The organism is Paenibacillus sp. S28, assembly GCF_016624415.1.
Classification (GTDB): domain Bacteria; phylum Bacillota; class Bacilli; order Paenibacillales; family Paenibacillaceae; genus Paenibacillus_AQ; species Paenibacillus_AQ favisporus.
This window is the reverse complement of the sequence record NZ_JACVTM010000017.1, coordinates 1-24,915: the sequence shown is the minus strand read 5'-3', so window position 1 is coordinate 24,915 and position 24,915 is coordinate 1. Positions and strand designations below refer to the sequence as shown.

The window sequence follows — 24,915 nt, the reverse complement described above, 5'->3', positions numbered from 1 at the left end:
CAAAAAGCTCCCTTCAACATAAAATGAAAGCCGGCTAGATGGCGACCGGCGCCTTAATGCCTGGATGATGCTGATAATTCACGAACTCGAAGTCCTCGAACTTATAGTCGAAAATCGATTCGGGCTTCCGTTTGATCACAAGCTGAGGCAGCTCGAATGGCTCACGCTCCAGCTGGGTTTTGACCTGTTCCAAATGGTTTGAATAAATATGCACATCGCCGCCGGACCAAATGAATTCGCCGACTTCGAGCCCACATTGCTGGGCTACCATGTGCGTTAGCAGCGCGTAGCTGGCAATATTAAACGGCAGTCCGAGGAACGTGTCGACCGAACGCATCGTCAGCATGCAGGACAATTTGCCCCCGGCCACATAGAATTGGAATACGAAATGGCAAGGAGGAAGCTTCATGTTCTCAATCTCCGCCACGTTCCATGCGCTCACGATATGTCTGCGGGAATCCGGATTCCGCTTGATCGATTCGATCACATTCGCAATCTGGTCAATATGGGTGCCGTCCGGTGCCTCCCAGTTCCGCCACTGAGAGCCGTACACCGGTCCCAAATCCCCGTTCTCGTCAGCCCACTCGTCCCATATGGAAACGCCGTTTTCCTTCAGGTACCGGATATTCGTATCGCCGCTCAAAAACCACAGCAGCTCATGGACGACCGATTTCAAATGGATGCGCTTCGTCGTCACGAGCGGGAAGCCCTGGGACAGATCGAACCGCAGCTGTCGTCCGAAGACGGAAATCGTGCCGGTTCCGGTCCGGTCCTCCTTGGGGGTACCGTGTTCCAGTATGTCCTGCAGCAGCTCCAAATAGTTTCGCACTTTGTATCCATCCTCTCAATGCCGAATGTCTATATATCTGTTGATTGTGTATATTCTAGTTTACCATGTGGGGGCATGGTTGATAAACACCTAAAAAAGTCCATCCCCAGTGACCAGAATCCGTCCGCTTGCCGCATACCGGAACTAACTACAAAAAAACGGTTCCCAGGGTCTTCCCCCAAGAACCGTCCCATGCCAAAGCCTTGTTACCGTTACATCATCTCGAGATTTTTCATATGACAGACGCAGCGTTACCCTTTAACGGCTCCAATCGCCACGCTCCCGATGATCTGCTTGGAAAAGACCGCAAACACGATGATGATCGGCACAATGGAAATCGCCACACCCAGGTACAACAGGCCGTAGTCCATCCCGTAATAACCCTGCACGAGCGCGACCAGAACCGGCAGCGGGTATTTGCTCTGCGAGAAGAACAGGACGAGCGGACCGAGGAAGTTGTTCCAGGAACCGATGAACGTAAAGATGCCGAGTGCGGAAACCGCAGGACCCAGAATCGGCAGGATGATCTGGTTGAACGTCCGAAACTCACCCGCACCGTCGACCCGCGACGATTCGATGATCTCGTCCGGAATGCTTCCGTCGATAAACTGCTTGATGAAAAAGACGTTAAAGGCGTTCGCTGCCGCCGGCAGAATGATAGCCGCGTAGCTGTCGAGCAGGCCGAATGTGCTGAACAGCCGGTATACCCCGATCAGGGCCAGCTGCCCGGGCACCATCATCGTGGCCAGCAGGGCGAAGAACAGCTGCTTGTTGCCTTTAAACCGGAATTTGGCGAAGCCGTAGGCCGTCAGCGCCCCGATGTACAGGGACAGCACCGTCGTGGACCCAGCAATGAAAAAGCTGTTCATGAATCCCCGCCAAATATTGATTTTTGCGGCCATGTTGCTGTAATTCGCCCACAGATCCTTCCCCGGCAGAAAAATGAACGACGAGGCGATGTCGGCATTGCTGTGGCTGGAGTAGATCAGCATGAGATAAAACGGGATGATACAGATGACGGCAAACCCGATCAGAAAAATATACAGCAGCACCATGCCGGCGGACAGACGGCGTTTGGGCTTGGCGGCATACGGAAGTTCCCGCCGGATCGGTCTAATCGCTTCCATGTTATCGACTCCTTCCTCAAGCCTTCTTCCGGTTCGTCAGCACAAACGACAGGACGGAGAACAGAATGATAATGATGAACAGGCAAAACGCGATGGCGGCTCCGTAGCCAAACCGCGTGCTCTGAAAAGCGACGTTGTACAGGTACATGATGCTGGTCATGGATGCGCGGTCCGGCGCTCCCGTGCCATTGGTGAGAGTAAAGGGCTGATCGAAGATCTGCATCCCGCCGATGATCGAGGTGATGACCTGGAACAAAATGATCGGTTTCAGCATCGGAACCGTGATGTGCAGGAAAATGTGCTTTTTCGTGGCCCCGTCGATTTGGGCGGCCTCGGTCAGCGAAGGATCGATTCCCTGCAGTCCGGCCAAATAAATGATCATGGAGTAGCCGAAGTATTGAAAGAACAAAATCGAGGACACGATCAGCCGCATGAACCAGGCGTTGTTCTTCCAGTTGATCGGATCGTGGATGATGCCGCTCTCGACGAGAAAGTGGTTCAGCCCGCCCGACTGCCAGTCGAAGATCAGGCTTACCAGCAGCCCCAGCGAAGCGGCGGTGACGATATGCGGGAAGAAGTAGACGGCTCGGAAGATGTTTCTTCCCTTGACGAACTTCTCGTTTAAAATAAAGGCAAGCACAAGCGAAACGGTCAGCTGAGGGATGACGGACACGCCCCAAATAAACAGCGTGTTGAGAAAGGTTTTGTAAAATATCGGGTCGTGGAATACCGCAACGTAGTTACCCAGCCCCACGAATTCCGGCGTCCGGATCCCGTCCCAGTTCGTAAAGCTGATATACAGCGAGTATAGAATCGGATACAATCCGAACAGCAGAAAGATGATAAAGAACGGTGCAATGAAAAAATAACCGTAATGGTCCTTCCGTATCGATTTGGCAAACATGGACGCACCTCCTGGTATAGGTTGTTCCAACGTTGTCGCAGCCGAATAATCAACCGCTAAGCGTCAATCCACCTCCAGCTCGGGGTACCTGAGCTTGACGTCCCGTTTAATTCTTTGGATGGCTTCTTCTTTCGTCTTCATCTTGTTGTTCAGGTACAGCTGCAGCACGTTTTTGTAAATGTCATTGTTGATCACCGTATCAAAAGGCGTCCGCTGATAGCTCGGCACGTTTTTCGCTTCCTCGGAAAAGAACTCGAAGTGCTTCTGGTTCCCCAGGTAAGCGGAAGTCAGCGTCGGAGCCAGCTGGTCGTCCACGACCCGATTGCTCGTAAAGTAGTCTTGGTCATGGGCCAGCTCGGTCAAAAACTCGTGGTCGAAATTGTAGAAGTGGATAAATTTCCACGCCAGATCCTTGTTTTTGCTTTTGCTGTACATGGCGATATACGTTCCCCCGGAGCTGAATGAGGCCGGGCCGTGCGCAAGTCCCCATTTTCCCGACGTATCCGGTGCATTCGCCTTGAACGTGTACTGCAGCGCCCAGCTCGCTCCCGGATAGAACATCACCTCGCCCTTTTGCATGGAAGCGGCATATCCGGCGCTCCCGTCGTCAAATTCGGCCAGCACATGCCGCTGCCGCGCTTCCCTCACCATATCGAGCACCTTCAGGTAAGCGTCGTTGATGACAAGCTTGTTGTCCTTGACCCATGGAATGCCTTCGTATGACACGGAAATGGCGTTCCAATTCGCCAGGGCGTGCACTTTGCCCCCGCTTTCTTTGGCAACCCTTTCGCCGATGTCGAAAATTTTGTCCCAAGAGTCAATCTGCTTGCTGACTTCTTCCGGATCGTCTGTGCCCAAATATTGTTTAGCCAAGTCCCGGCGGTAATAAATGCCTCCAGGTGTCGCCTGGTAACCCAGCGCTTTGACGTTCCCTTCAGAGTCCTTTTCGTTGGCTTGCACGAAGGGATACTGCTCAGGAATGAGCTTGTTTGCATCGTACGGAGCCGCAGACAGGTTCTCCAGGTAGGGAACGTCGATCAGCTCACGGATGTTCCCGTTTTCGAGCATGAACACGTCCGGTGCCTTGGAAGCCGTCTGCAAGGCGGATTTCAGCTTGGTGATGTAAAAGGTGCCGGGGATGTTGACGAAGTTCACCTTGACCCCGGGGTACTTCTTCTCAAACTTGTCAATGGCGTAATTCGCCTCATCGGTAAAGCTCCATACGGTTATTTCCTGGCTTGAGCCCGTTCCTTTGCCTGAGACCGTACACCCGGCCAGCAGGATGGACAAGCCCAGCAGACCCAGCATAAAGGTATATCCCCAATGATTTCTTCTCATGAGCACCCGTCCTTTGCTTTTCGCTTGATGTTGGTCAATCCCAGGATAACAACTAGTCCCCCCTCATCCACGATTAAAAAGGAAACGCTTACATCTAAGTTTGTTATCATTTTATGGGATTTTTGCCGGCCGGGCTCATCGGATATTGGCCTGGATTGTTCATTTATTGCGCAGTCCTGCCGCTTCGCTTGCGAAATTCGGAAGGCGTGCAGCCATTGTACTTTTTAAAAATGCGGTTAAACGAGTTCAGATTGTTAAATCCGTTCCGCACAGCGATCTGCAGAATCGATTCAGAGCCGCCAAGCAGCTCCCATTTAGCCTGTGCAATCCGGTATTGATTCAAGTAATCCATAACCGTCATGCCGCGGGCTTCCTTAAACAGCTTGCATAAATAAAATTTGTTAAAGTTCGTATGGTCGGCAATGTCATCCAGCTTCAGCGGCTGGTCGTAGTGCCTTTCCATGTACTCGCACACCGCCTCAATAAAGGCGAATTTTTTGCTCTCGGAGCAGGCGCCCCCTGGACAATCATCCTCCATTTGCCCCGGCTTGAGCCGGATCAAGCGAACGATCAGGTCGTACAGCCTTGCTTTCATGGACCATTTATAACCGGGCTGCCTGCCCGATTCTTCTTCAGCAATCGCTTTCATCATCAGCGCCAAATTTGCCTTCTGCACTTGATGTGCCGGAATGACGGTATTGTGCGAAACGAGCGACTTTAAGTTTTGCTCATCCGGGCCGCATGGGTTCGTTCCTGTTAAAAAATGCATGCGAAATACGATAATCAGCAGCTTGCCGGTACCGGGCAGAAAAGAATGGACTTCACCCGGCTTAATCATCAAAATCTCCCCTTTCTTCAGCTCACATAAGTGATGGTTCAGTTCGATGCGCGCACCGCTTTCGGCCACATATACAATTTCGACTTCTTCATGCCAATGCGGCGCAAAAAGAAACGTTTCTTCTGTCTGAACCACACGAATCGGAAAATCTTCGTCCATCAGTCCTCTTTCCAGAAATGAGGTCATCGTTCCCATAACATCCCCCACCTTCCCTAGAATGAAACGTTCTGCTCTTTCCATTGTAGCAAAATCCTCAACCGGTCAGCATCATCACCCAGATGATCCCAATAATTAGAAAAACAACATATCCCCTCTTATTATCATATGGGTGGATTGCAAAACAGCCCCTTCTAGGCTGGTTATTTCTGCCGTTAATGGATCCGGCACCTTTGGCGCTAACGCCTGAAATGACGAAGTCCCTTCAATAACAAAAAAAAGAAAGAGCCGCATGAGGCGGCTCTTTCCTTGAGTTACTTCTATATATGATGATAACTTAACGGCGTGGTGCGATCACGTGAATCGGATTGCCCAGCGCAAGCTCGGCAGTTTCCATAACGATTTCGCCCAGCGTTGGATGCGCATGGATCGTCAAAGCGATATCTTCCAGCGTGGCGCCCATTTCGATAGCGAGGCCCAGCTCAGCGATCAGGTTGGAAGCTTCCACCCCGGCGATGTGGCATCCCAGCACGAGCTGAGTTTCCTCGTCAAACACCAGCTTCACGAAGCCGTCCGCAGCATTGAGGGACAAGGCGCGTCCGTTGCCCGCAAACGGGAACTTCGCTGCTTTTGCTTTGTAGCCTTTTTCTTTTGCTTCTTTTTCAGTGTAGCCTACGCTCGCGCATTCAGGATCAACGAATGCTACGGCAGGGACGACTTTGTAGTCAACGACGGAAGGATGTCCGGCGATGGCTTCAGCCGCTACTTTACCTTCGTAGGAAGCTTTGTGTGCCAGCGCAGGGCCTTTAACGATGTCGCCGATTGCAAAGATATGCGGCTTGTTCGTACGTCCTTGATGATCGACTTTGATCAGGCCGCGGTCATCCAATTCGATACCGATCAGGTCGAGTCCGAGCTCTCCGTCGGTGTTTGGACGGCGACCAACCGTAACGAGCAGGTAGTCGGCAGTCACTTCTTTCGTTTCGCCGTTCACGGAGTATTTCACCGTAACTTCGCTGTCGGTTTGAGTTGCACTTTCCGCTTTGGCGTTAGTGATGATTTCCACGCCGGTTTTGGTCATGCTCTTCACAACGAGCTTCGTCATGTCCGGATCGAATCCGTTCAGGATGGAATCCAGTCCTTCGATGATCGTTACTTTTGTTCCGAATTTGGAGTACATTTGGCCAAGCTCGGCACCGATGTATCCACCGCCGATGACAACCATGCTCTTCGGAATTTCAGGCAGGCTCAGCGCTTCTGTCGAAGACAGGATACGGCCGCCGAACGGGAACGCTTTGAGCTCGATCGGACGGGAGCCTGTAGCGATGATGCAGTTTTTGAAACGGTAGCGAGGGGACTCGTGTTCGTTGAACACGCGCGCCTCGTTTTCGTTGATGAACATGCACTCGCCGTTGAAAATTTCAACCTTGTTGCCTTTGAGCAGGCCGGCAACGCCGCCGGTCAGCTTTTTCACAACGCCGTTTTTGAATTCCTGGGTTTTGCCAAAGTCCACTTTTACATTTTCAGCAGTTACGCCGAAAGATTCGCCGTGAACGGCAGACTCATATTGATGAGCGGCCGCAATCAGGGCTTTGGAAGGGATACATCCGCGGTTCAAGCACACGCCGCCCACTTCGGATTTATCCACAATCAGAACCTTTTGTCCTAGCTGTGCAGCACGGATGGCTGCCACGTAACCGCCGGGACCAGCACCAATCACTAATGTATCGATATCGAGAGAAGCGTCACCTACTACCATATCTTACACCTCCATAACCAGCAGCTCAGGGTTGCTGAGCAGTGATTTAATATAGTTCATAAAGTTTTGGGCTGTAGCACCATCGATGATGCGGTGGTCAAAGCTCAGGGACAGGGCCATAACTGGAGCTGCCACGATTTCGCCGTTCTTCACGACAGGTTTTTCGGTAATGCGTCCGGTACCCAGGATCGCCACTTCAGGGAAGTTGATGATCGGAGTAAAGAACATGCCACCGGCGGAACCGATATTGGTGATGGAGATCGTGCTGCCTTTCATTTCTGCCGGAGCCAGTTTGCCGTCACGGCCGCGTGCCGCGAGGTCGCGGATCGCGTCAGCGATCATCCAGATGCTCTTACGGTCGGCATCTTTGATGACCGGTACGATCAGACCGTTATCTGTATCGGTTGCGATACCGATGTTGTAGTACTTCTTGTAGACGATTTCGTTGTTTTCTTCGTCGATCGTCGCGTTCAAAGCAGGGAATTGCCGGCTGGCCGCCACAAGCGCTTTGACGATGAACGGCAGATAAGTGACCTTCGTGCCTTTCTTCTCGGCGATCGGTTTCATGCGGGTACGGAATGCCACCAGCTCGGTTACGTCCACTTCGTCCATGATCGTAACGTGCGGAGCTGTATACGCCGATTTCACCATGGCGTTAGCGATCGCTTTACGGATTCCTTTGAACGGTACGCGCTCTTCTTCAGCACGTGGATCCGCGGCTGCTGCTGCCGCTGCAGGTGCAGCTGCCTTCTCTTCAGCCTTAGCTGCTGCAGGCGCTGCTGCTTGACCGCCGCCATTCTTGAAGGCTTCGACGTCCTCTTTAGTCACTTTACCGTTGTTGCCTGTTCCGCTCACTTGCGTGATGTCAACGCCTTGCTCACGCGCAAACTTGCGCACGCTTGGCGTAGCCAGCACTTCTTTGTTCGGAGCTGCAGGAGCCGGAGCTTGGTCAGCGCCGCCTTCTTTGGCATCAGCAGGGCTGCTTGCCGCAGGGGAAGATGTTGTATCCGCGCTGCCTTTTGCTGCGTCTGCTTCTTGGGCGCCGTGATCGCCGGCAGGAGCTTCCTGCTCAGGCACTTCGCCTTCCGCATCGATAATGGCGACTACTTCGCCAACACGGCACACCTGTCCGTCCTTCGTGAATACTTCCTGTACTGTGCCGTTAACCGGACAAGGCACTTCTACAACCGCCTTGTCGTTCTGCACTTCCATAATGATGTCGTCGTCTGTTACTTTATCGCCGGGCTTGATATGCATTTTGATAATTTCGCCTTCATGCAAGCCCTCTCCCAGTTCGGGGAACCGATATTCAAATTTTGCCACGTTACTACCTCCCTATTGAATGACTGCGATTCTTAGAATTCCATGACTTTGTTGACTGCAGCGATGATTCGAGCCGGTGTAGGAAGCCATGTATCTTCGATTTGGGCAAAAGGATATACCGTGTCAGGTCCAGTTACGCGCAGTACTGGAGCTTCCAGGTGAAGAATCGCTTTTTCGTTGATTTGAGCAATGACCTCAGCCGCAACGCCGGAAGTTTTTTGAGCTTCCTGTACGACGATGGCACGGTTTGTTTTCTTGATCGATGCAACGATCGTATCGATATCCAAAGGATTCAGCGTACGCAGGTCGATGATTTCGGCTTTGATGCCTTTCGTTTTCTCAAGCTCTTCCGCTGCTTTCGTAGCGGTATGAACCATCATGCCGTAGGCGATAATCGTCACGTCGGAACCTTCGCGGACCACGTTAGCCTTACCCAGCTCAACGACGTAATCCTCTTCAGGAACTTCGGCGCGGAACGCGTGGTACAGGTTCAAGTGCTCCATGAAGAACACCGGATCGTTGTCACGGATCGCCGCAATCATCAGGCCTTTGGCGTCGTAAGGGTTCGACGGCACTACCACTTTAATACCCGGTGTTTGAACGGCCAAACCTTCCAGGGAATCGGTGTGAAGTTCAGCTGCTTTAACCCCGCCGCCAAAAGGTGTGCGGAATACGATCGGCGCGTTGTAGCGTCCGCCGGAACGGAAACGCATGCGGGCCGCCTGTACAAACATTTGGTCGAGCGCTTCAAAGATAAAGCCGACAAACTGGATTTCGGCTACCGGACGGAAGCCTTGGATCCCGAGGCCTACAGCCAGGCCGCCGATCGCGGATTCAGCCAGAGGCGTGTCAAAGACGCGTTCCTCTCCGAATTCTTTTTGCAGCCCTTCCGTCGCACGGAATACGCCGCCGACATTACCTACGTCCTCACCAAACACAATCACGTTCGGGTCACGCTTGAGTTCCACGCGCAGCGCATCGCGGATTGCTTCCTTCATATTCATTTGTGCCATTGCTTCATTTCCTCCTTAAACATTCGTTAAACTACGCAAAACGGATCAAACGATTTATTGGAAATCGGCCTTTTGTTCTTCCAAATGTTTCGGTGTTTGTTCGAACATGCTGTCGATCAGGCCGGGAACGGTCATTTTTTGAGTCTGTTCCGCTTTTTTGATCTCTTCGTTTACTTTCGCTTTGGCTTCCTCTTTCACGCGGGCCGTGTCTTCTTCCGACCACAGGCCTTTCTTCTCCAGGTACTTGCCGAGGCGCGTAATCGGATCCTTCGCGTTCCATTCGCCTTCTTCGTCCTTCGTGCGGTATTTGGTTGCATCGTCGGACAAGGAGTGCGGACGGTACCGGTAAGTTACGCCTTCGATCAAAGTTGCGCCTTCCCCGCTCCGCGCGAGCTCAGCAGCTTCTTGAACAGCACTAATAACGGCAAGCACGTCCATACCGTCGACTTTTACGCCGCGGATACCAGCTGCAACCGCTTTGTGCGCGATCGATAAGGATGCCGTTTGTTTTGCGAAAGGAGTCGTAATGGCGTAGCCGTTGTTTTGTACGAAGAAAATGACAGGAAGTTTGAAGCGTCCGGCATAGTTCAGGCCTTCGTAGAAGTCGCCCTCGGAAGATCCGCCGTCACCTGTGTACGTAATGACCACTTGCTTCTGCTTCTTCAGCTTGTAGCCCATGGCAATACCCATCGCGTGCAAAATTTGCGCACCGATAATAATTTGTGGCATCAAGACGTTAACGCCCTCAGGAATGCGGCCGCCTTCTTGATGTCCGCGGGAGTACAGGAATGCTTGGTATAGCGGAAGTCCGTGCCATACGATCTGCGGCATGTCGCGGTAGCCCGGGCAGATAAAGTCATCTTTCTCCAGCGCGAATTCACTGCCGACCATCGTCGCTTCCTGACCGGAAACCGGTGCGTAGAAGCCGAGACGGCCCTGACGTCCAAGGTTAACAGCACGGTCATCCCAAGTACGTGTAAATACCATACGGTACATAATTTCTTTTAACTGATCATCAGTAAGTTTAGGCATTTTCGCTTCATTAACAATTTCACCGTCCGGAGAAAGCACGGAAAGCGCTTCGACTTCCTCGGTGTATACTTCATAAGGAACCTTGCTCATTCTCTTCACCTCAACAAAAAAATTTGAATATCAAGTTCCGCTGTTATAGAATTATTATACACCTGTTTTATTCGTTTCGTCAAAGCTATTGCGGATTAAATTTCAAAATATTTGCGCTTTGTATGTATAACAGGCGAATGTATTTTGTATAACAGGCAGAGTGCTTTGACTGAAACAGGTACAAAATCGGCAAACATGGGTTATAGTAACTTATTGTTTTCCCGATTGCAAAAATTAACCGCACGAAAGGTGATCATGAATGACGGATTCAAAATACTTGAAACGAACCATTCACAAGGAACAACTGGAGAGCCGCTTTTTGAATGAAAGCCGTAACCTGCGCGTTTATCTGCCGCCCGGCTACCACGAGGTCGTCAGCTATCCGGTCGTCTACTGCCAGGATGGAGAGGAATTTTTTAATTTCGGCCGGATCGCGACCATCGCCAATCAGCTGATTCTGGACGATCTCGCCGAACCCTTCATCGTCGTAGGCGTCGAGGTCGACACCTCCGTGCGAACCGAAGAATACGCGCCGTTCGGCAGCCGGTTCGAGGCCTACACCCGGTGCTTTGCCGAAGAAATTATTCCCTTCATCGAGCAAAAATATCCCGTGCGGCAAGACCCCGGGCAGCGCGTGCTGGCCGGCGACTCGCTGGGAGGATGCGTTTCGCTCCACCTGGCTATGAACTATCCGGAGATGTTTCACCGGATTATCAGCTTGTCCGGCGCTTACTATACGGACACCCAGGAAATCGTAGCCGAAAACGATGACTTGTCCTGGCTCGATGTCTACATGATCGTCGGCCTGCAGGAAACCCATTTCGAGAGCGACCTTGGAGTCTACAACTTCGTCGAGATTAACCGAAGCATGAAAGAACTGCTGTTGGACCGCGGCGCAACCGTTCGGTATACCGAGAAAGATGGCAAGCATATTTGGGGCTTCTGGCAAAAAGAACTGCCGGATGCACTGCTCTATTTTCTTCGCGCCTGACCCATTACCCTCTATTGAACAGCACAAAGGTGAACATGTTCCGGTATGAATGCTAATGCAGCAGCCACAGCTCAGCCGACGTTCACCTTTTTTTATCCCCGCAAGTGGTTACGCTTTCAATTCCAGCCTGAAAAAACGGCAGTGCGCCTGCCGCTTTCCTTTTTGATCATTGCCTCGTTCGGGCGTGTCTTTTCTATTATAGCTTTTCTTGGCATATTTTGTCCAAAAGTACCTGGCAGCCCGCGTCCATCAATTCGTAAACCTGCTCGAAATTCCCCGTATAATAAGGGTCCGGCACTTCGCGAAGCTCATGATCCGGCAGCAGGTCCATGAACTTCAGGACGGTCGCCTGTTCTCCCCCCGGAAGCTTGCGCAGGTTCGCCGCGTTGCTGTCATCCATGCAGACGATATAGTCGAAGGTTTCGAAATCGCTGCTCGCGACCTGCCTCGCCTTCATTCCCGCATAACTGATCTTGTACTGATCCAGCATCCGCCGGGTTCCTTCATGCGGAATCTTGCCGAGGTGCCAGTCACCCGTGCCTGCGGAATCCACGTTGATCTTTCCTTCCAGCCCTGCCTCGCCCACTTTATGTCTCAAGATCGCCTCAGCCATCGGTGAGCGGCAAATGTTGCCCAAACAAACAAATAAAACGGAAATCATGTAAGTCTCGTCCTCCTAGCTTTATGCTGATTCCTTGTGCCGTTCGTCTCGGATGACGGGCTGTAGGGCAGATGGCTGCAGCGAACGCCGCGGGAGCTTCCATTTATAAAAAACAGACAGCATCCGGAACACCACCACCGCCGCAAACAAAACGATCACTTCCAGTGTAGTCTGGATCCAATGCAGTCCGATGGCTACCCCGGCCAGCATCGCCCACACGGCATATATCTCATCTCGAAGCACAAGCGGCTTCCTTCCGGCGAGCAGGTCCCGGATAATTCCTCCCCCAATGCCCGTCAACACGGCGGCAACAACGACCGCGCTGAGCGGATGATGCATGTTGGCTGCATACAATGCGCCTTGGATCGCGAAGGCTGACAATCCCACCGCATCCAGCAGCGCCTCCGCCCTCTTCCAATGCCTGATCCAGTTTACAGGCAGCAGGAAAGCGACGATCACCGCCACGACCGCCAATTTGATCAGCAGTCCCTGGCTCCAAAGCGTCGTCACCGGCACACCGATCAGTACATTGCGGATGACCCCGCCGCCGAAAGCAGTCACCAGGCCGAGAACCAAGATTCCCAAAATGTCGTACTCTTCCTCCATGGCTACGAGCGCACCGGACATGGCGAAAGCGATGGTTCCGATCATGCTGAATAGTTCAAAAACGTGCATGTCCACTTTCTTTCTGACCTCTCCCTAACATATGCTGTCATCCATTGTAGCCGCTGTCGGCCGAATTGTGCAACCATCTATTCTGATTTATACTAGAATAACTTCCAAGCCCTTTCGATAAACAGCGAATTAAAGGGCTTGCCAAGAGCCGTCAATGCGACAATCGGAGGTAAACAGGATGGAACAGAAACGGGTATTGATCTTTTCCGGAGGCGATCTGCACAAGCAGTACTTGAAGGAAATCAGGCCTTCCGACTTTTTGATCGGTGCCGACCGTGGAGCGTTATTTTTAATAGAAAACAATTATAAGCCTGATCTGGCTGTAGGCGATTTTGACTCCATATCTCCGGCCGATTTGCAAAAGGTTAGAAGCGGCAGCAAGCAGCTCATCGATTGCGATCCCATCGACAAGGATTTGACCGATACGGAGCTTGCGCTGGACCTTGCCATCAAAGAACAGCCGGATATCATTCTGCTGATGGGGGTAACAGGGTCGAGGCTCGACCACACGTTAGCCAATATCCAGATGATGAACCGGGTATTGCAGCACCATATCTCCTGCGCCCTGCTGGACCGTAACAATTATATGACACTCACCGGCTCTTCCATTGAGGTCCAGGAGAGAGGGTACAAGTATGTTTCCCTGCTGCCCATGACCCCCGAAGTGACCGGAATTACATTAACAGGATTTCAATACCCCTTGGACAACGCCACGCTTAAAATGGGAGAATCCCTCGGCATCAGCAACCAATTAACCGATTCCCAAGGCACAATCACCGTGGAAGGCGGACTCCTTCTGGTCATCCAAAGCAATGATTAAAATAGCAGCAGCTTTTGTTTGACAACAATTTTGTAACCGAAATGAAATGTTGCAAAAAACGATGAAAACCCTTGTTTATCAAGGGTTTTTTTATTTGCTACAAGGATGGGTAGATGTATTTCTTAATTTTTTGTAACTTTTAATCGTTTTTTAATAAAAGCCCATTTCTCTTACAGCCACAACGTTTTGTTACACATCATCCAGAATTTAGGTTGTTTCAAAGCTGTTATACTCGGAGACGAGCTTGAGAGAAAACGAAATTTGGAGGTAATACAACATGAACAAACAACTGATCCAAAAAGTAGTAACCGTAGGGTTATGTGCATCTATAGGTTTTGGTGGAATGATCGCAACGAGCGCACAGGTAACGGAAGCCTCTGCAGCTAATACTCAAGTTGCAACGACATCGACAACTACTGGACAAAAAGTCGTAAATTACGGAAAACAATATATGGGTACTCCATACAAGTTCGGTGCTTCGACCAGCACAACAAGAAATTTTGACTGCTCTTCTTTTATGAAGCATATCTTTAAGAAGTACGGTGTAAACTTGCCGCGTACTTCTGTGGCGCAATCCAAAGTCGGAAAAGCCGTATCGAAAGCAAACCTGAAGCCCGGAGATCTTGTGTTCTTCTCCAGCGGCAGCAGAGCCAACGGACATAACGTAACTCACGTGGCGGTATATGCCGGCAACGGTAAAATTCTGCACACGTACGGTTCTCCCGGCGTAACGATTTCCGATCTGAACTCCGGCAACTGGAAGAGAACTTATCTGAAAGCACGCCGCGTACTGTAGGTTATAATAGACATCAACGTGGAAGGCTGGTAGTCCTGTAGGACTATTGGCCTTCTTTTATTATATAACCCACTCCGCGCACGGTGTGAATCAGTTTTTGCTTAAATCCGCGGTCAACCTTTTTCCTCAAATGCCGGATATATACATCCACGACATTGGTCACCATATGAAATTCGAATTCCCATACATACTTCAAGATGTCCTCACGGCTGCACACTTGGTTCACGTGCCTGGCCAGGTACAGCAGCAGGTCATATTCTTTTGCGGTCAGTTCAATAGGGATTCCACCGCGCGTTACCGTCCGGCTCTTGGGTTCGATATCCAGGTCGGCAATCGTGACCGTCTGTCCGTACTGTTCTTCGATCAGCCCGAACAGCGACAGCAAATTGCGGATCCGGGCCAGCAGTTCGTCGGTGTCGGCAGGCTTTTTCAGCACGTCGTTGGCGCCTGCACGGAAAAGCCTGGACACAGGAAGGTCCATATCGGACTGCGTCAAAACGACGGCAGGGAACCGCCGGCCCTTCTGCTCACGCTGGACGGTGCGAATGAGCCGGGTTAAAGGCACAGCGGAACCGGTCAAATCCATGAGCAGCAGGTCGACCGGATGGCTGCGCGCGTATTGAGCAGCTTCTTCTTCGTCCCCGGCAATATATATTTCGAACCGCTCTTCCAGAAGAGCATCAACGACCTCACTGTCCATCGCCAGTCCCATAGCCAGGATGCTTTCGTGCATGTCAGCCCACCGACTTTTTTAGTATTGATAATGTGCGGTCAGAACCGCTTGCTCCGGCGAGCACGCCGATTGTTTCCTTTTAGGGTGGCCACAAAATAAAAAACCATTCCGGAATACGGAATGGTCTGAATTTGAAAATGATGCCTTTTACCCAAAATACCGATGATACAGCGACCTGGCCTCGGGAATATCCTTGGTGCCGTGCACCAGCACCCTCCCGTCGGCAAAGATGACCATCCGCTTCGATTCCAATTGAAATGATACCAGAAAAGGGTTGGCGTCGACGATACCCTCTCCAAGCTTGGCCAGCCTGTCGGCTGTTTCCGCCAAATCAAGGGACCGCTTGCTTCCTGGACGGATCTGAACGGTGTCGCGCCCGCAGAGCACGTCGGTTTTCTCCAGATTTGAGGCTGACAGGTAGGGGTACGTCCGCTGATGTCCACAGGTCGGGCAATCCTCCATTTTCGCATGGTCTACGCCGATCGTGATCCACTCGTTGCGCCAAAGGTCAAAGGACACCAGTTTGTTCGATAGCGCCTCGGGATGCCCGCTTAATAGCTTCATAGCCTCCGTAGTCTGGTGGGCCGTCACCATCTGTACAGCCTGTGGAATGATGCCCGCTGTGTCGCAGGTGTCTCCACCGAGCGGGACAGTGCCCAGCAAGCAGTTCAGACAGGGCGTCTTGCCGGGGAGAATGGTGTAGGTGATGCCATAGCTGCCGACACAGCCCCCATATATCCAGGGAAGGTCATGCTTGTGGGCGAGATCGTTGATCAGTAGACGGGTATCGAAATTATCGGTACCGTCCATGATCAGATCCACTCCGCGGACCAGCTCCTCCAGTTCATCGACGCGTACGTCCATAATATGGCTGTCGATGACAATCTCCGAATTGATCGCCTCCAGGCGCTGCTTGGCCGCTACCGCCTTCGGCAGCCGCCGCTGGGCGTCTTCCTCGGAAAACAGCTGCTGCCGCTGAAGATTGCTCCATTCCACGTAATCCCTGTCGGCGATCGTGAGATGGCCCACCCCGGAACGGGCCAGCGTCTCGGCGATCGAAGTGCCGAGCGCCCCCGCGCCAATAATGAGAACGTGGCTGCCCGCCAGCCTCTGCTGGCCTTCCCTGCCCAAAGGGGCAAACCGCTCCTGCCGGGAGTAACGGTCTCCTGTATGTTGCATCGCTCATCATTCCTTTCATAAAAAGCCGCAATCCCGAAGGAAAGCGGCTATGATATGCTTTTGGTTATTGTTTGCTGCGAGTGCTCGATATTTACAAGGCAGTTAAGCCCGCTGTGCGGACCACTCTTCTACGTTCCAAATTTTGGTGACCCAATCCTCATAAAAATCCGGTTCGTGGGAAACGAGCAGCACCGTCCCCTTAAATTCCTGAAGGGCGCGCTTCAGCTCGGCTTTGGCCACGACGTCAAGATGGTTTGTCGGCTCGTCAAAAAGGATCCAGTTCGCTTCACGCATCATCAGCTTGCACAATCGGACCTTTGCCTGCTCGCCGCCGCTGAGCATATTGAGCGGACGCGTAATGTGCTCGTTCTTCAGGCCGCAGCGGGCCAAGTGAGCACGGACTTCGTGCTGGTTCAAAGACGAGAACTCATTCCATACGTCGTCAATCGGCGTGATGTTGCCGGGGCGGACTTCCTGCTCAAAGTAGGCCGGATACAGAAAATCGCCAAGGTACGTTTTGCCGCTGATCGGCGGGATTTTACCCATGATCGTCTTCAGGAGCGTCGATTTGCCGACGCCGTTGCAGCCGACGATAGCGATTTTTTCTCCGCGTTCAATCGTCATGCTCATTTTGGGAAGCAGGGCGTGGGTATAACCGATCTCGAAATCGATCCCTTCAAACACCGTCTTGCCGCTGGCCCGTGCCTCTTTAAAGTTAAACACCGGCTTGGCCGCTTCTTCCGGACGATCGATCCGCTCGATGCGCTCCAGCTGCTTCTCCCGGCTCTTCGCCCGGCCGGAGGTCGAATAACGCGCCTTATTCCGCTGGATAAAGTCTTCCTGCTTCTTGATAAATTCCTGCTGCTTCTCATAGGCGTCGATGTGCTGATTTTTTGAAATATCCGCCATCTCCAAAAACTTCTCGTAATTGGCCGAATACCGGGTCAGTTTAGCGAATTCCAGATGGTAAATCACATCGACGACCTGGTTCATGAATTCCGTGTCGTGGGAGATCAAGATAAAGGCATGCGGATAATCTTTCAGATACTGGGTCAGCCACTCGATATGCTCCACGTCCAAATAGTTGGTTGGCTCGTCGAGAAGAAGAACGGTCGGTTTCTCGAGCAGCAGCTTGGCCAGCAGCACCTTGGTGCGCTGACCACCGCTGAGGGCGGCCACGTCCCGGTCCAGCCCAATCGCATTAAGGCCAAGACCGTTTGCCATCTCTTCCACTTTGACGTCGAGCATGTAGAAATCGCCGATATCCAGCTGTTCCTGAATATCGCCCATCTGCTCAAGCAGCAGCTCCAGCTCTTCGGGAGACGCATCGGCCATTTTCTCGGTGATCTCCATCATCTCTTTTTCCAGCTCCAGCAGCGGCAGGAAGGCATCCTTAAGCACATCGCGGATCGTCTTGCCCGGCGTCAGCTTCGTATGCTGGTCCAGATAGCCGTAGCGGACCTTCGGCGTCCATTCCACCTTGCCGTTGTCCTTCAGCAGCTGTCCCGTCAAAATATTCATCAAGGTTGACTTTCCGACACCGTTAGCACCGACGAGTCCTACATGTTCGCCGGCCAGGAGACGGAAGGATACGTTTTTAAACAACGTGCGATCCCCGAAATTGTGGGAGACGTTTTCGACTGTCAATAAGCTCATAGCTGCTTTTTGCGCTCCTATCTATGATAAAAATTCAATTTTAGCATCAAGTCATTGAAATGACATTCAAGACATCATTTTATCATAAGAAGGAGCCAGCCGTAAAACAGAAATCCACGAAATCATTGTTTCTTAATTGAAGAAACCATTACGGCTCGAAAGCCCGTGTGCACGGTTTCTCAAAATAGCCGTTTGCAGCCGCTTCTTTGGCGCTCGTAAAGGTCTCCGCAGCGTCCAAATCATCGGCACAATCACCTCTGGAATAATAACGGATACCTGTTCGGTGATCCACCCCCGCCTTGATAACGGTCGACTTGACCAATCTCCCGCTGCCCAGCGCGTAATTGTTCAATGCTTGCTCGCCGATAGGGATGCCTTGGATAAACGCCAAGATGCCAATATCGTCGATCGAGTTATTCCACTCCTCCTGTGAAATGAGCGGAAGCGTAAATACGTAGGATGCGCCGTTTCGGACTGCCTTTTCATTATGCCTGTTAATGACATTGGCCAGGTCGTCCTCGACCGCCTGAACGATGGTCGTTCTTCTTACCTGCTCATACCGGACCCCATCTTGCAGCAAAGGAATGGACGAAGTCGGTCCGAGCTCCCTTTGAAGTCCCCTGATCCAAGTGCCCGAGCCGGCTTGATAAGCTTCTACGACATTATCGAGCGTAAAATGGACCAGATTGCCTGCCCGGTCGCTGTAACTATACGGCTTTTTCGGAAGCCATAGATGCTTGGCATATGCCATGCCGTCAGCTCCCTTATATTCCTCCATCGCGTACACCCAGTATCCGTCGTAATCGATCACAACTACGGCCGGAATGTAACGGTCCAGCACCTCCTGGGCAGCCGCGTCTTCTTCGATCCCCAAATTGGCATACAGTGTATAGTAAAACGTATCAAGGGCCAGCTCCTTATCCGCTTTAAAAAATTTCGCCGAGCCGTAGCCTGACTCAAACTCCTGCCGCTCATTGACGTTCAGCATGCTCCCCGCGTCCTGAGCCGCTGTTCTCAAGGCTGTAACGTACTTCAGCTCGGTAAAACGAACATTCCGCTGATCCTGAACATGGTAACCCACGATCAAAAAGACCGGAAAGAATATGACGATGAATACGAGGCAAAAATCAGTAATCTTCATTAAGTACCATGCCTCCATACGGAAAAGCGATCACTGCGGCCTCACCGGTCAATGCCCCTGTAACGAAATCGAACATCACCGTTCCCGCCGTCCGGTTCACATTTTTGACCGTAACTTTAAAAAAGTCTCCGGCCGTGAGCTTGTAGACTCTCGATTCATCGTCTTTGGGAACCGTAGTGTTGGGAAATATATGATTCATAATGTCAGAGGTATAATATCCGTCATAAACGGTACTGAACTTGTTTTGAAACGTACCCGGATCAGCCGCGTCGATATATTCAGGATGATATTTCTTGTGAAGATGCTCCATCTGCACGTCGAACTCGTTACCCGTCGTCTGAATTTCTTCCAGAAATTGCTCATACATCACCGGACTGATATAGCCCTTGTTCCTTACGGCATCCACGAACTGCGTCACTGCATTATAGACGACGATGCGGGACAGGTCGTCCTGCCGCTGCGAAGCTTCCGCTGCCGGATAAATATACATGACGACCACGGCCAGCAGCACCGCCGCAAACTTCGAGATGGCGTTACTCATGGCTGGTCTCCTCCCTATTCTCCGACTTCGCAAAATAGATGCCTGTCAGGACGCCGGAGCCGTCCCACTCATAAGCAACGGAGTAGAGCGCGCCGGTCTCGATCATTGAGAAATCAAACCCATCCTCCCCTGGACCTCCGGGAACAATTGCACCGTCTACCGAAATCCGGACACCCGGATCGTTAAGCCCCATCATACTGAACACAACTTGAGAGCCGCTTACCCAATTCGCATGCGATGCTTCCAAAACGGGCTGTACGCTTCTCAACTGTCCCTGGGCGGCGCTCCCTGCCCCGTTCACGGCACGGTTCAGTTCTCCCGTTAAGCCTAGAGCGATGATGCAGGCGCTGATAAACAAAATGAAGGCTATACTGACGGAAATCATGCTTTCTGCATGCTGATTCATAACCTAAGCCACTCCTTCACCGTCACTGCCTACTGCTCAAATATAAGTCCCCGTACCACATTGGAGCTGTCCTTCACGATGCTTGCCTTAAACTTTCCGCTTGGATTGACATACTCATTGCTGGACTCGTTGGCGGTTTGCGTCAAGTTTCCTACACGCTGCCCTGTATTGATCACCGAACCGTAATTGTCGCTCGCAATATCGGCGCTGATGTTGAGCTGATTGCCGTACCACTGACCCTGCCTGTTTTTGCCCGTTTTCACCAAAATGCCGAATTGGTCCTTATCCTTGAACTTTCGCAGTGCATTCGTCACCTGGGAACCGCTGATGCTTGTTCCGTCGTAAACCGTAAACGAAGCCTGGGACAGCTCGGTCTGGATGTCCGAGAAATTGTTTTGCGCGGTTTTTGTAGCTTCCTGCGCCGATATAAACAGGATGACGACAATCGTAATGAGTGCGATCGTCAGAAAAATGCCTGCGGCTACTTTTAATGCACTGGACGCGTTGTTCATAGGTTTACATCTCCTTATATTTTTTGAATTTGCTCGTAGTAGATGTTCATCTGCATGAAGCTCATCGCAATCAGCGGGATGACCAAATAGATGAAAATCAAGGAGTACATGGGTGCAAAGCCGATCAGCCTGCCAAGACCCGCTTTTGTATCAATGATCCGCTCATAATCCTGTTTTCGCTGCTCAAAATAAAAGGACATCTCGCCTTCCAAATCGTCGAAAGCCTGGCTGATCGGTATTTTCTCCACGGAAAGGAGCAGCTTGTCCACGATTCTTTGAAACTCGGTGAACCGCACCTCCTCCTTCAATTGCTGGAGAGCCATTTCCCCTCCGTGGTCATAATGGATGAGACACTTCTGAATCGGAATTTTGAATATGACGGCAAAACGGTCCATCCACTCCAAAATTTCCTCCACCGAAATCCGGTCCATCTCCCTCAGCATCGAAATGACGGTCTGGTACTGGTAGACTTCATGCCGCATGTCCATATAGCGGAGCTTTCTCTGGAACAGAAGCAGCCAGAAAGGCCATTCGTATCCAAGCATGCCGGCGAAGAGGCACAACACAAGCTCCCACCATTTAAAATACTCGTTGTGATAAGCCTGAAGCTTGCCGAGGATCCGGTTAGCCGAGTCTACAAGCTCGTCTTTGCCGAGACCTTTGCTTTCAGCCTGCTGCAGCTGTTCGGCAATCTCCGCATAGGTAGCTTCCGGCGACATGTTCACCCTTCTCATGACCTCTAGGTCCCGGCTGCTGAGACGCTTGGCTTCCTCTTGCTGGGTGATGGTCGTCTGCCCGAAGAAGCTGTCCTGAACCACCGGATCGTACATAATGTGATGCCTGGACATCTGATGAAGATACAATGTCATCGTCAGCGTAACCGCAAACACGATGAGGCTGTAGACGACCCGCCGGATGTAAAACCATTCATAGGTCAGCTCGGTTCCGGTTTCCTTCATCAAGCGGACCACTTTGGAATAATCAGCGCTTCCCGGATGGGGGGCGGCCCATGCGGCCATTACCCGGAATAACGGAACACGCGAGATTGCTTTCTCCCATGGGCGGCTGTTTCTTCCCGCCCGGTATGTAGTTTCATCATTCTGCTGAAGCTTTTGCAGCAAAACAAACGAAAGGATAATCACGATATATATGAGAATTTTGGCCGCATACCCAAGCTTGCTCATATAAAACTCATCCATCGCCGGAAAGCTGCTTCTGGCCCATCGCTCGATCGGTTTGGTAAAAAACAGGGGAACTAACGCGATCACGTTGAGGCCTTTTAACAGATAATCGAGCTTGCTTCGCCGCAAAATTTCCAGATGGATTTCCTTCGTCAGCCCGCTAAGTCCCTGCAAATAGATGGAGCCATGCTCCTTCACCTTGTCTCCAAATTCCATGATCATGTAGGAAATACCGGCAAATGCTTTTAAAAAGCGGTTGGGTGCAGCTTCATAGTACTTCTCCAATTCTTCAGAAGGGTTGTTGCTGATCAGCGCCTCGGCAATTTTTCGGGTATGAAGGCCTGCCTCGTCCTCTGCCGATTCAGCCGCCTCCTGCAGCGCTTCATCTACCATCCCGTGCTGATGATACCGGTGGCGGATGTCCGAGAACAGATCGAGCATTTGGACGAGCAGCCGGCGCTCCAGCCGGTTAACCACCATGTCGATCAACAGGCTGTTGATCACCACCGCAGTAAGCAGAACCAGCAGAAGGAAACTTAAGCTGGGGTTCAGCAGAAACAGCACCGCAACTGAAATGCCCAGTGTCCCCAGTATGGAAAGCGTAACCTTCATGACCTCATGGCGGAGATAAAATTCCTCATACGCATGAACGCCGCTTACCCGTTTCCTTACTTTTCGGATATAGGCTGAAAGAAGCGGTACAGAACAACCTACGATATAAGCGGTTTGAAGAAATTGCTGCCATCGTTTGCGCAGCATCAATTCATCCTTCGGACGCGCAGGATCGCTCAGCAGCTCCAGCCGGTTCCGCCGCGCCCTGTTATTCAGCCACATCATGACGGCATTGACTACCGCAAACAACGCCAGAGAAATGATCAGGACCAGGAACAGCAGACGCCTAACTCCCATATCCATTCCCCCAGTTCGTCTGAGTAAAATCCTTGAACATGACCGCATCTTCCACACTCATCTGCTCGGCCATTTCCCTGAAGTTCCTCTCGGAAATGGGTTCTGCGGCCACATATCCTCCGTCGCGAAACTCGATGATGTTCCGGGAGGAAAAGGAGCTCTGGTCATGAACGCGGCGGTAATATTCCGCCTGCATTTCCATGAAGTGGCCTAGCATCTTCCTGATGCTCCCGTGGGTGCCCCCTTCAATCATGCCCAGCGGCTCCTTCTCCTTGGGGATGCATTCGGTAATCCGTTCGATGTACCGTTTGCCGGCAGCATCCCGTTTCAAATGAATGTCAAAGTTGATGACTTGAACCACCTGCTGTTCAGCAACGGCCTCATGGTGAAACACGCCGCTCTTCAGCAGGGAATTCCGCAGGGAGAAGATCAAATCGCGAAACGTCTTGGCGTGATGCGTAAATACGGTAAACAAGCTGGCGACCTGGGACATTTGGATCATCCAGGAGGAAACCCCGTCGCTGGCCACCTCGCCCAATATATTGACCGTGCCGTCCGTCTTTTTCTGAAGGTCCAATCCTTCCTGACCGGTAATGCGATCTGTCTCCCGGAACGATAAAATGTTCCTGCGGCTGTAGATCTTCCGGAGGTGGAGCTCGAACGCCATTTCCTGCACCCGGAGTGTATAGGTCGGGTAGATATGCTCGATCATCGCCATCAGCAGCGTCGTTTTACCCGAGCCCTGGGCCCCCGTGATGGCCGTAATTCGGCTCCCTTTCATGAGATAGCGCAGCATTTGGATCGGAAGCTGGGCGTTGTCCCCGGTGACCAGCTGCTCCAGCGTCGCGCTGCGGATGTCAAACTTACGGACGAAAAAAGCCCATGACTCCGAAAACGGCGGCCTAACCACCACGACGCGCGACCCGTCCTTCATTTCGTTTACTTTGTAGCCGTTTGCTTCCGAGAGCTGGCCGGGGTGATTGTATTTATAAATGTTCTGGCAGACACGCTTCAGCTCAAGCTCTGTCCCGAAGGACAGACAGGCCATATGAATCGTTTTGCCCCTGTAAAATATCCACACACTTTCGGTCATTCTGGCTTTACGTTCCGGCTGAACCGAAGCTTGCAGCATACGCAGCGGGTCCAGTCCATAGGAGGCGGCGAATGACTCATCAGCCAAAATACCGCTCACACCGCCGCTGACGCCGTCAATCCGCTGATCCCGGAGCTCATCGATGACCGAAAACCCTTTAAACTGCTGGTAAATACGCTGAACGACAATCTCCAGCTTCTCCGAAAACGTTAGACTTCGGGATTCATTGGCATACATTTGTTCCACATCGCTGGCGGTTACAGCATAAACTGGCTCATCGCCATAACCAGGAAGCACGCGCAGTTCGGCTAGACCGTGCAATTCGAGCATCATCGACAGCGCGTCCTGGCCATACTGCAGTTTGTATAAATAAAAGATGATTTCGAATTGATCCTGTACGTTCAAAAGCCTCGGATCCGCAAACGGAATCGCCTGGTCTATGTTGCCCTCCGTCACGCCATAACTTTTGACCAGCAAATCGGCCATAAACTGCTTCACGTATTGCTTTTCATGAACATCTCCGGAAATGCAGTTCTTAAGCGCTTTGCGCAGCTCACTGCGCTGATTCAGCCTGCGTTTATATTCTTCTTCATGCAGTCCCAGGTCGGTTAGTTGACTGTGGGTCAGCTCATGAAGGGTCTGTTTGACGAAGGATGTCATCGCTTCGATCGTAAATTCAACGCCGGTTGTTCCGGCTACAGGGGGCCGTTTGCGCAGATCAAGCCATCTCAAGTAAATGAAAAGAGCTGCAAATAATAGAATGATTGCCATAAACAAAATGTTGAACAGCGATCCGGAAAACATTCAAGCTCCCCTTCCCACCATCTTCAAAGCGGGTATTTCAAGCATATTAATCAGGTCTTTTGCCAGCTGCCTTATGCTGCCGTAGAAGTGTGCCGATGGATGCCGCTCGTTTAGATTGCGGCTGCGCTGCATATAGTTCATGACACCATGCATGTTCCACGCATCCATGAAATCCGTATTGTAAGGAACACCATGAAGAATGCCCTTATACCCGAACCTGCGTTTAATGTTGTGAAGCGTGCAGTGGGATTCTTTGTCGTAGCGCCCAAGGACAAGGATAACCGGCTTATCCTTTAACTGGTCGGGATAGTGTCTCCCGCTGAAAAAGTGTTCCAATCCCTGAACACTCTGCGTCAGGCTGACGACGATCAAATCCGCCTGCTCTAGCATCGCCCCGTCCCCCGGATC

At 51.7% G+C, this 24,915-nt stretch carries 23 protein-coding genes and 1 pseudogene; 3 read left to right on the top strand and 21 right to left on the bottom strand.

Annotated elements, in window-relative coordinates:
* Positions 1-34: 34 nt before the first annotated feature.
* From thyA to pdhA, 9 genes are all read right to left on the bottom strand, one after another.
* A complete protein-coding gene (thyA, locus tag IAE55_RS27940) occupies positions 35-829 on the bottom strand; it encodes a thymidylate synthase (RefSeq protein ID WP_076171348.1) in 795 nt (264 codons plus the stop codon).
* A gap of 251 nt (positions 830-1,080) precedes the next feature.
* Positions 1,081-1,956, bottom strand: coding sequence for a carbohydrate ABC transporter permease (locus IAE55_RS27935; RefSeq protein ID WP_200634460.1), 876 nt, complete (start codon positions 1,954-1,956; stop codon positions 1,081-1,083).
* A gap of 16 nt (positions 1,957-1,972) precedes the next feature.
* Entirely contained in the window at positions 1,973-2,860 is an 888-nt protein-coding gene (locus IAE55_RS27930) for a carbohydrate ABC transporter permease (RefSeq protein WP_105442255.1), read from the bottom strand.
* Positions 2,861-2,923: 63 nt separating this feature from the next.
* The gene (locus IAE55_RS27925; protein ID WP_234489927.1) at positions 2,924-4,198 is read right to left on the bottom strand and encodes an ABC transporter substrate-binding protein; all 1,275 of its coding nucleotides are present in this window, start codon (positions 4,196-4,198) and stop codon (positions 2,924-2,926) included.
* Positions 4,199-4,361: 163 nt separating this feature from the next.
* Positions 4,362-5,231 carry an AraC family transcriptional regulator gene (locus IAE55_RS27920; protein WP_200634459.1) on the bottom strand — a complete coding sequence of 290 codons (870 nt, stop codon included), beginning with the start codon at positions 5,229-5,231 and terminating at the stop codon, positions 4,362-4,364.
* Between the two features lie 298 nt (positions 5,232-5,529).
* Entirely contained in the window at positions 5,530-6,951 is a 1,422-nt protein-coding gene (gene lpdA / locus IAE55_RS27915) for a dihydrolipoyl dehydrogenase (RefSeq protein WP_145158806.1), read from the bottom strand.
* Between the two features lie 3 nt (positions 6,952-6,954).
* On the bottom strand, positions 6,955-8,274 hold the full coding sequence (locus IAE55_RS27910) for a dihydrolipoamide acetyltransferase family protein (RefSeq protein ID WP_105442252.1): 1,320 nt from the start codon (positions 8,272-8,274) through the stop codon (positions 6,955-6,957).
* Between the two features lie 32 nt (positions 8,275-8,306).
* Positions 8,307-9,287: an alpha-ketoacid dehydrogenase subunit beta gene (locus IAE55_RS27905; RefSeq protein WP_105442251.1), complete on the bottom strand. Its 981-nt coding sequence runs from the start codon at positions 9,285-9,287 to the stop codon at positions 8,307-8,309.
* A gap of 54 nt (positions 9,288-9,341) precedes the next feature.
* Entirely contained in the window at positions 9,342-10,409 is a 1,068-nt protein-coding gene (pdhA, locus tag IAE55_RS27900) for a pyruvate dehydrogenase (acetyl-transferring) E1 component subunit alpha (RefSeq protein ID WP_145158804.1), read from the bottom strand.
* 259 nt (positions 10,410-10,668) lie between these two features.
* Between pdhA and IAE55_RS27895 the strand changes: the two genes are divergently transcribed.
* Positions 10,669-11,400, top strand: coding sequence for an alpha/beta hydrolase (locus IAE55_RS27895; protein ID WP_089547883.1), 732 nt, complete (start codon positions 10,669-10,671; stop codon positions 11,398-11,400).
* A 196-nt stretch (positions 11,401-11,596) separates the two neighbouring features.
* Here IAE55_RS27895 and IAE55_RS27890 read toward each other — a convergent pair whose 3' ends face one another.
* Together IAE55_RS27890 and IAE55_RS27885 are read right to left on the bottom strand one after the other, a co-directional pair.
* Positions 11,597-12,061, bottom strand: a complete 465-nt coding sequence (locus IAE55_RS27890; protein WP_152398132.1) for a low molecular weight protein-tyrosine-phosphatase — start codon at positions 12,059-12,061, stop codon at positions 11,597-11,599.
* A 21-nt stretch (positions 12,062-12,082) separates the two neighbouring features.
* Positions 12,083-12,736, bottom strand: a complete 654-nt coding sequence (locus tag IAE55_RS27885; protein WP_105442395.1) for a trimeric intracellular cation channel family protein — start codon at positions 12,734-12,736, stop codon at positions 12,083-12,085.
* Positions 12,737-12,914: 178 nt separating this feature from the next.
* On the opposite strand from IAE55_RS27885, the gene IAE55_RS27880 reads away from it, so the two are divergent.
* Together IAE55_RS27880 and IAE55_RS27875 are read left to right on the top strand one after the other, a co-directional pair.
* The gene (locus IAE55_RS27880; RefSeq protein ID WP_200634458.1) at positions 12,915-13,556 is read left to right on the top strand and encodes a thiamine diphosphokinase; all 642 of its coding nucleotides are present in this window, start codon (positions 12,915-12,917) and stop codon (positions 13,554-13,556) included.
* Positions 13,557-13,833: 277 nt separating this feature from the next.
* Entirely contained in the window at positions 13,834-14,352 is a 519-nt protein-coding gene (locus IAE55_RS27875) for a C40 family peptidase (RefSeq protein ID WP_105442249.1), read from the top strand.
* 43 nt (positions 14,353-14,395) lie between these two features.
* On the opposite strand, the gene IAE55_RS27870 is transcribed toward IAE55_RS27875, so the two are convergent.
* The 10 genes and pseudogenes from IAE55_RS27870 to IAE55_RS27825 all read right to left on the bottom strand — a co-directional run.
* On the bottom strand, positions 14,396-15,085 hold the full coding sequence (locus IAE55_RS27870; RefSeq protein WP_200634457.1) for a response regulator transcription factor: 690 nt from the start codon (positions 15,083-15,085) through the stop codon (positions 14,396-14,398).
* Between the two features lie 147 nt (positions 15,086-15,232).
* On the bottom strand, positions 15,233-16,264 hold the full coding sequence (locus IAE55_RS27865) for a thiazole biosynthesis adenylyltransferase ThiF (protein ID WP_145158794.1): 1,032 nt from the start codon (positions 16,262-16,264) through the stop codon (positions 15,233-15,235).
* 102 nt (positions 16,265-16,366) lie between these two features.
* Complete coding sequence (locus IAE55_RS27860; protein ID WP_105442246.1) at positions 16,367-17,920, bottom strand: ABC-F family ATP-binding cassette domain-containing protein; 1,554 nt, start codon at positions 17,918-17,920, stop codon at positions 16,367-16,369.
* A gap of 148 nt (positions 17,921-18,068) precedes the next feature.
* Positions 18,069-19,061, bottom strand: coding sequence for a hypothetical protein (locus IAE55_RS27855; RefSeq protein ID WP_145158792.1), 993 nt, complete (start codon positions 19,059-19,061; stop codon positions 18,069-18,071).
* Positions 19,048-19,602, bottom strand: coding sequence for a hypothetical protein (locus IAE55_RS27850; protein ID WP_200634456.1), 555 nt, complete (start codon positions 19,600-19,602; stop codon positions 19,048-19,050). The genes IAE55_RS27855 and IAE55_RS27850 overlap by 14 nt, the downstream gene beginning before the upstream one ends.
* Positions 19,595-20,008, bottom strand: coding sequence for a hypothetical protein (locus tag IAE55_RS27845; RefSeq protein WP_200634455.1), 414 nt, complete (start codon positions 20,006-20,008; stop codon positions 19,595-19,597). Before IAE55_RS27845 ends, IAE55_RS27850 begins: the two co-directional genes overlap by 8 nt.
* 29 nt (positions 20,009-20,037) lie before the next feature.
* Positions 20,038-20,520: an ABC transporter permease gene (locus IAE55_RS27840; RefSeq protein ID WP_116229876.1), complete on the bottom strand. Its 483-nt coding sequence runs from the start codon at positions 20,518-20,520 to the stop codon at positions 20,038-20,040.
* A 14-nt stretch (positions 20,521-20,534) separates the two neighbouring features.
* Positions 20,535-22,610, bottom strand: a complete 2,076-nt coding sequence (locus tag IAE55_RS27835) for a hypothetical protein (RefSeq protein WP_200634454.1) — start codon at positions 22,608-22,610, stop codon at positions 20,535-20,537.
* Positions 22,600-24,507, bottom strand: a complete 1,908-nt coding sequence (locus IAE55_RS27830; protein WP_200634453.1) for an ATPase, T2SS/T4P/T4SS family — start codon at positions 24,505-24,507, stop codon at positions 22,600-22,602. The genes IAE55_RS27835 and IAE55_RS27830 overlap by 11 nt, the downstream gene beginning before the upstream one ends.
* Positions 24,508-24,915 (bottom strand): annotated as a pseudogene (locus IAE55_RS27825) (hypothetical protein); the annotation flags it as partial.

Coding starts and splice junctions, on each gene's coding strand:
- IAE55_RS27845 (WP_200634455.1), bottom strand. CDS start 20,008: ATGAATCAGCATGCAGAAAGCATGATTTCCGTCAGTATAGCCTTCATT.
- IAE55_RS27835 (WP_200634454.1), bottom strand. CDS start 22,610: ATGGGAGTTAGGCGTCTGCTGTTCCTGGTCCTGATCATTTCTCTGGCG.
- lpdA (WP_145158806.1), bottom strand. CDS start 6,951: ATGGTAGTAGGTGACGCTTCTCTCGATATCGATACATTAGTGATTGGT.
- IAE55_RS27925 (WP_234489927.1), bottom strand. CDS start 4,198: ATGAGAAGAAATCATTGGGGATATACCTTTATGCTGGGTCTGCTGGGC.
- IAE55_RS27905 (WP_105442251.1), bottom strand. CDS start 9,287: ATGGCACAAATGAATATGAAGGAAGCAATCCGCGATGCGCTGCGCGTG.
- IAE55_RS27935 (WP_200634460.1), bottom strand. CDS start 1,956: ATGGAAGCGATTAGACCGATCCGGCGGGAACTTCCGTATGCCGCCAAG.
- IAE55_RS27850 (WP_200634456.1), bottom strand. CDS start 19,602: ATGAGTAACGCCATCTCGAAGTTTGCGGCGGTGCTGCTGGCCGTGGTC.
- IAE55_RS27860 (WP_105442246.1), bottom strand. CDS start 17,920: ATGAGCTTATTGACAGTCGAAAACGTCTCCCACAATTTCGGGGATCGC.
- IAE55_RS27875 (WP_105442249.1), top strand. CDS start 13,834: ATGAACAAACAACTGATCCAAAAAGTAGTAACCGTAGGGTTATGTGCA.
- IAE55_RS27870 (WP_200634457.1), bottom strand. CDS start 15,085: ATGCACGAAAGCATCCTGGCTATGGGACTGGCGATGGACAGTGAGGTC.
- pdhA (WP_145158804.1), bottom strand. CDS start 10,409: ATGAGCAAGGTTCCTTATGAAGTATACACCGAGGAAGTCGAAGCGCTT.
- IAE55_RS27840 (WP_116229876.1), bottom strand. CDS start 20,520: ATGAACAACGCGTCCAGTGCATTAAAAGTAGCCGCAGGCATTTTTCTG.
- IAE55_RS27830 (WP_200634453.1), bottom strand. CDS start 24,507: ATGTTTTCCGGATCGCTGTTCAACATTTTGTTTATGGCAATCATTCTA.
- IAE55_RS27890 (WP_152398132.1), bottom strand. CDS start 12,061: ATGATTTCCGTTTTATTTGTTTGTTTGGGCAACATTTGCCGCTCACCG.
- IAE55_RS27880 (WP_200634458.1), top strand. CDS start 12,915: ATGGAACAGAAACGGGTATTGATCTTTTCCGGAGGCGATCTGCACAAG.
- IAE55_RS27855 (WP_145158792.1), bottom strand. CDS start 19,061: ATGAAGATTACTGATTTTTGCCTCGTATTCATCGTCATATTCTTTCCG.
- IAE55_RS27865 (WP_145158794.1), bottom strand. CDS start 16,264: ATGCAACATACAGGAGACCGTTACTCCCGGCAGGAGCGGTTTGCCCCT.
- IAE55_RS27885 (WP_105442395.1), bottom strand. CDS start 12,736: ATGCACGTTTTTGAACTATTCAGCATGATCGGAACCATCGCTTTCGCC.
- IAE55_RS27930 (WP_105442255.1), bottom strand. CDS start 2,860: ATGTTTGCCAAATCGATACGGAAGGACCATTACGGTTATTTTTTCATT.
- IAE55_RS27920 (WP_200634459.1), bottom strand. CDS start 5,231: ATGGGAACGATGACCTCATTTCTGGAAAGAGGACTGATGGACGAAGAT.
- IAE55_RS27895 (WP_089547883.1), top strand. CDS start 10,669: ATGACGGATTCAAAATACTTGAAACGAACCATTCACAAGGAACAACTG.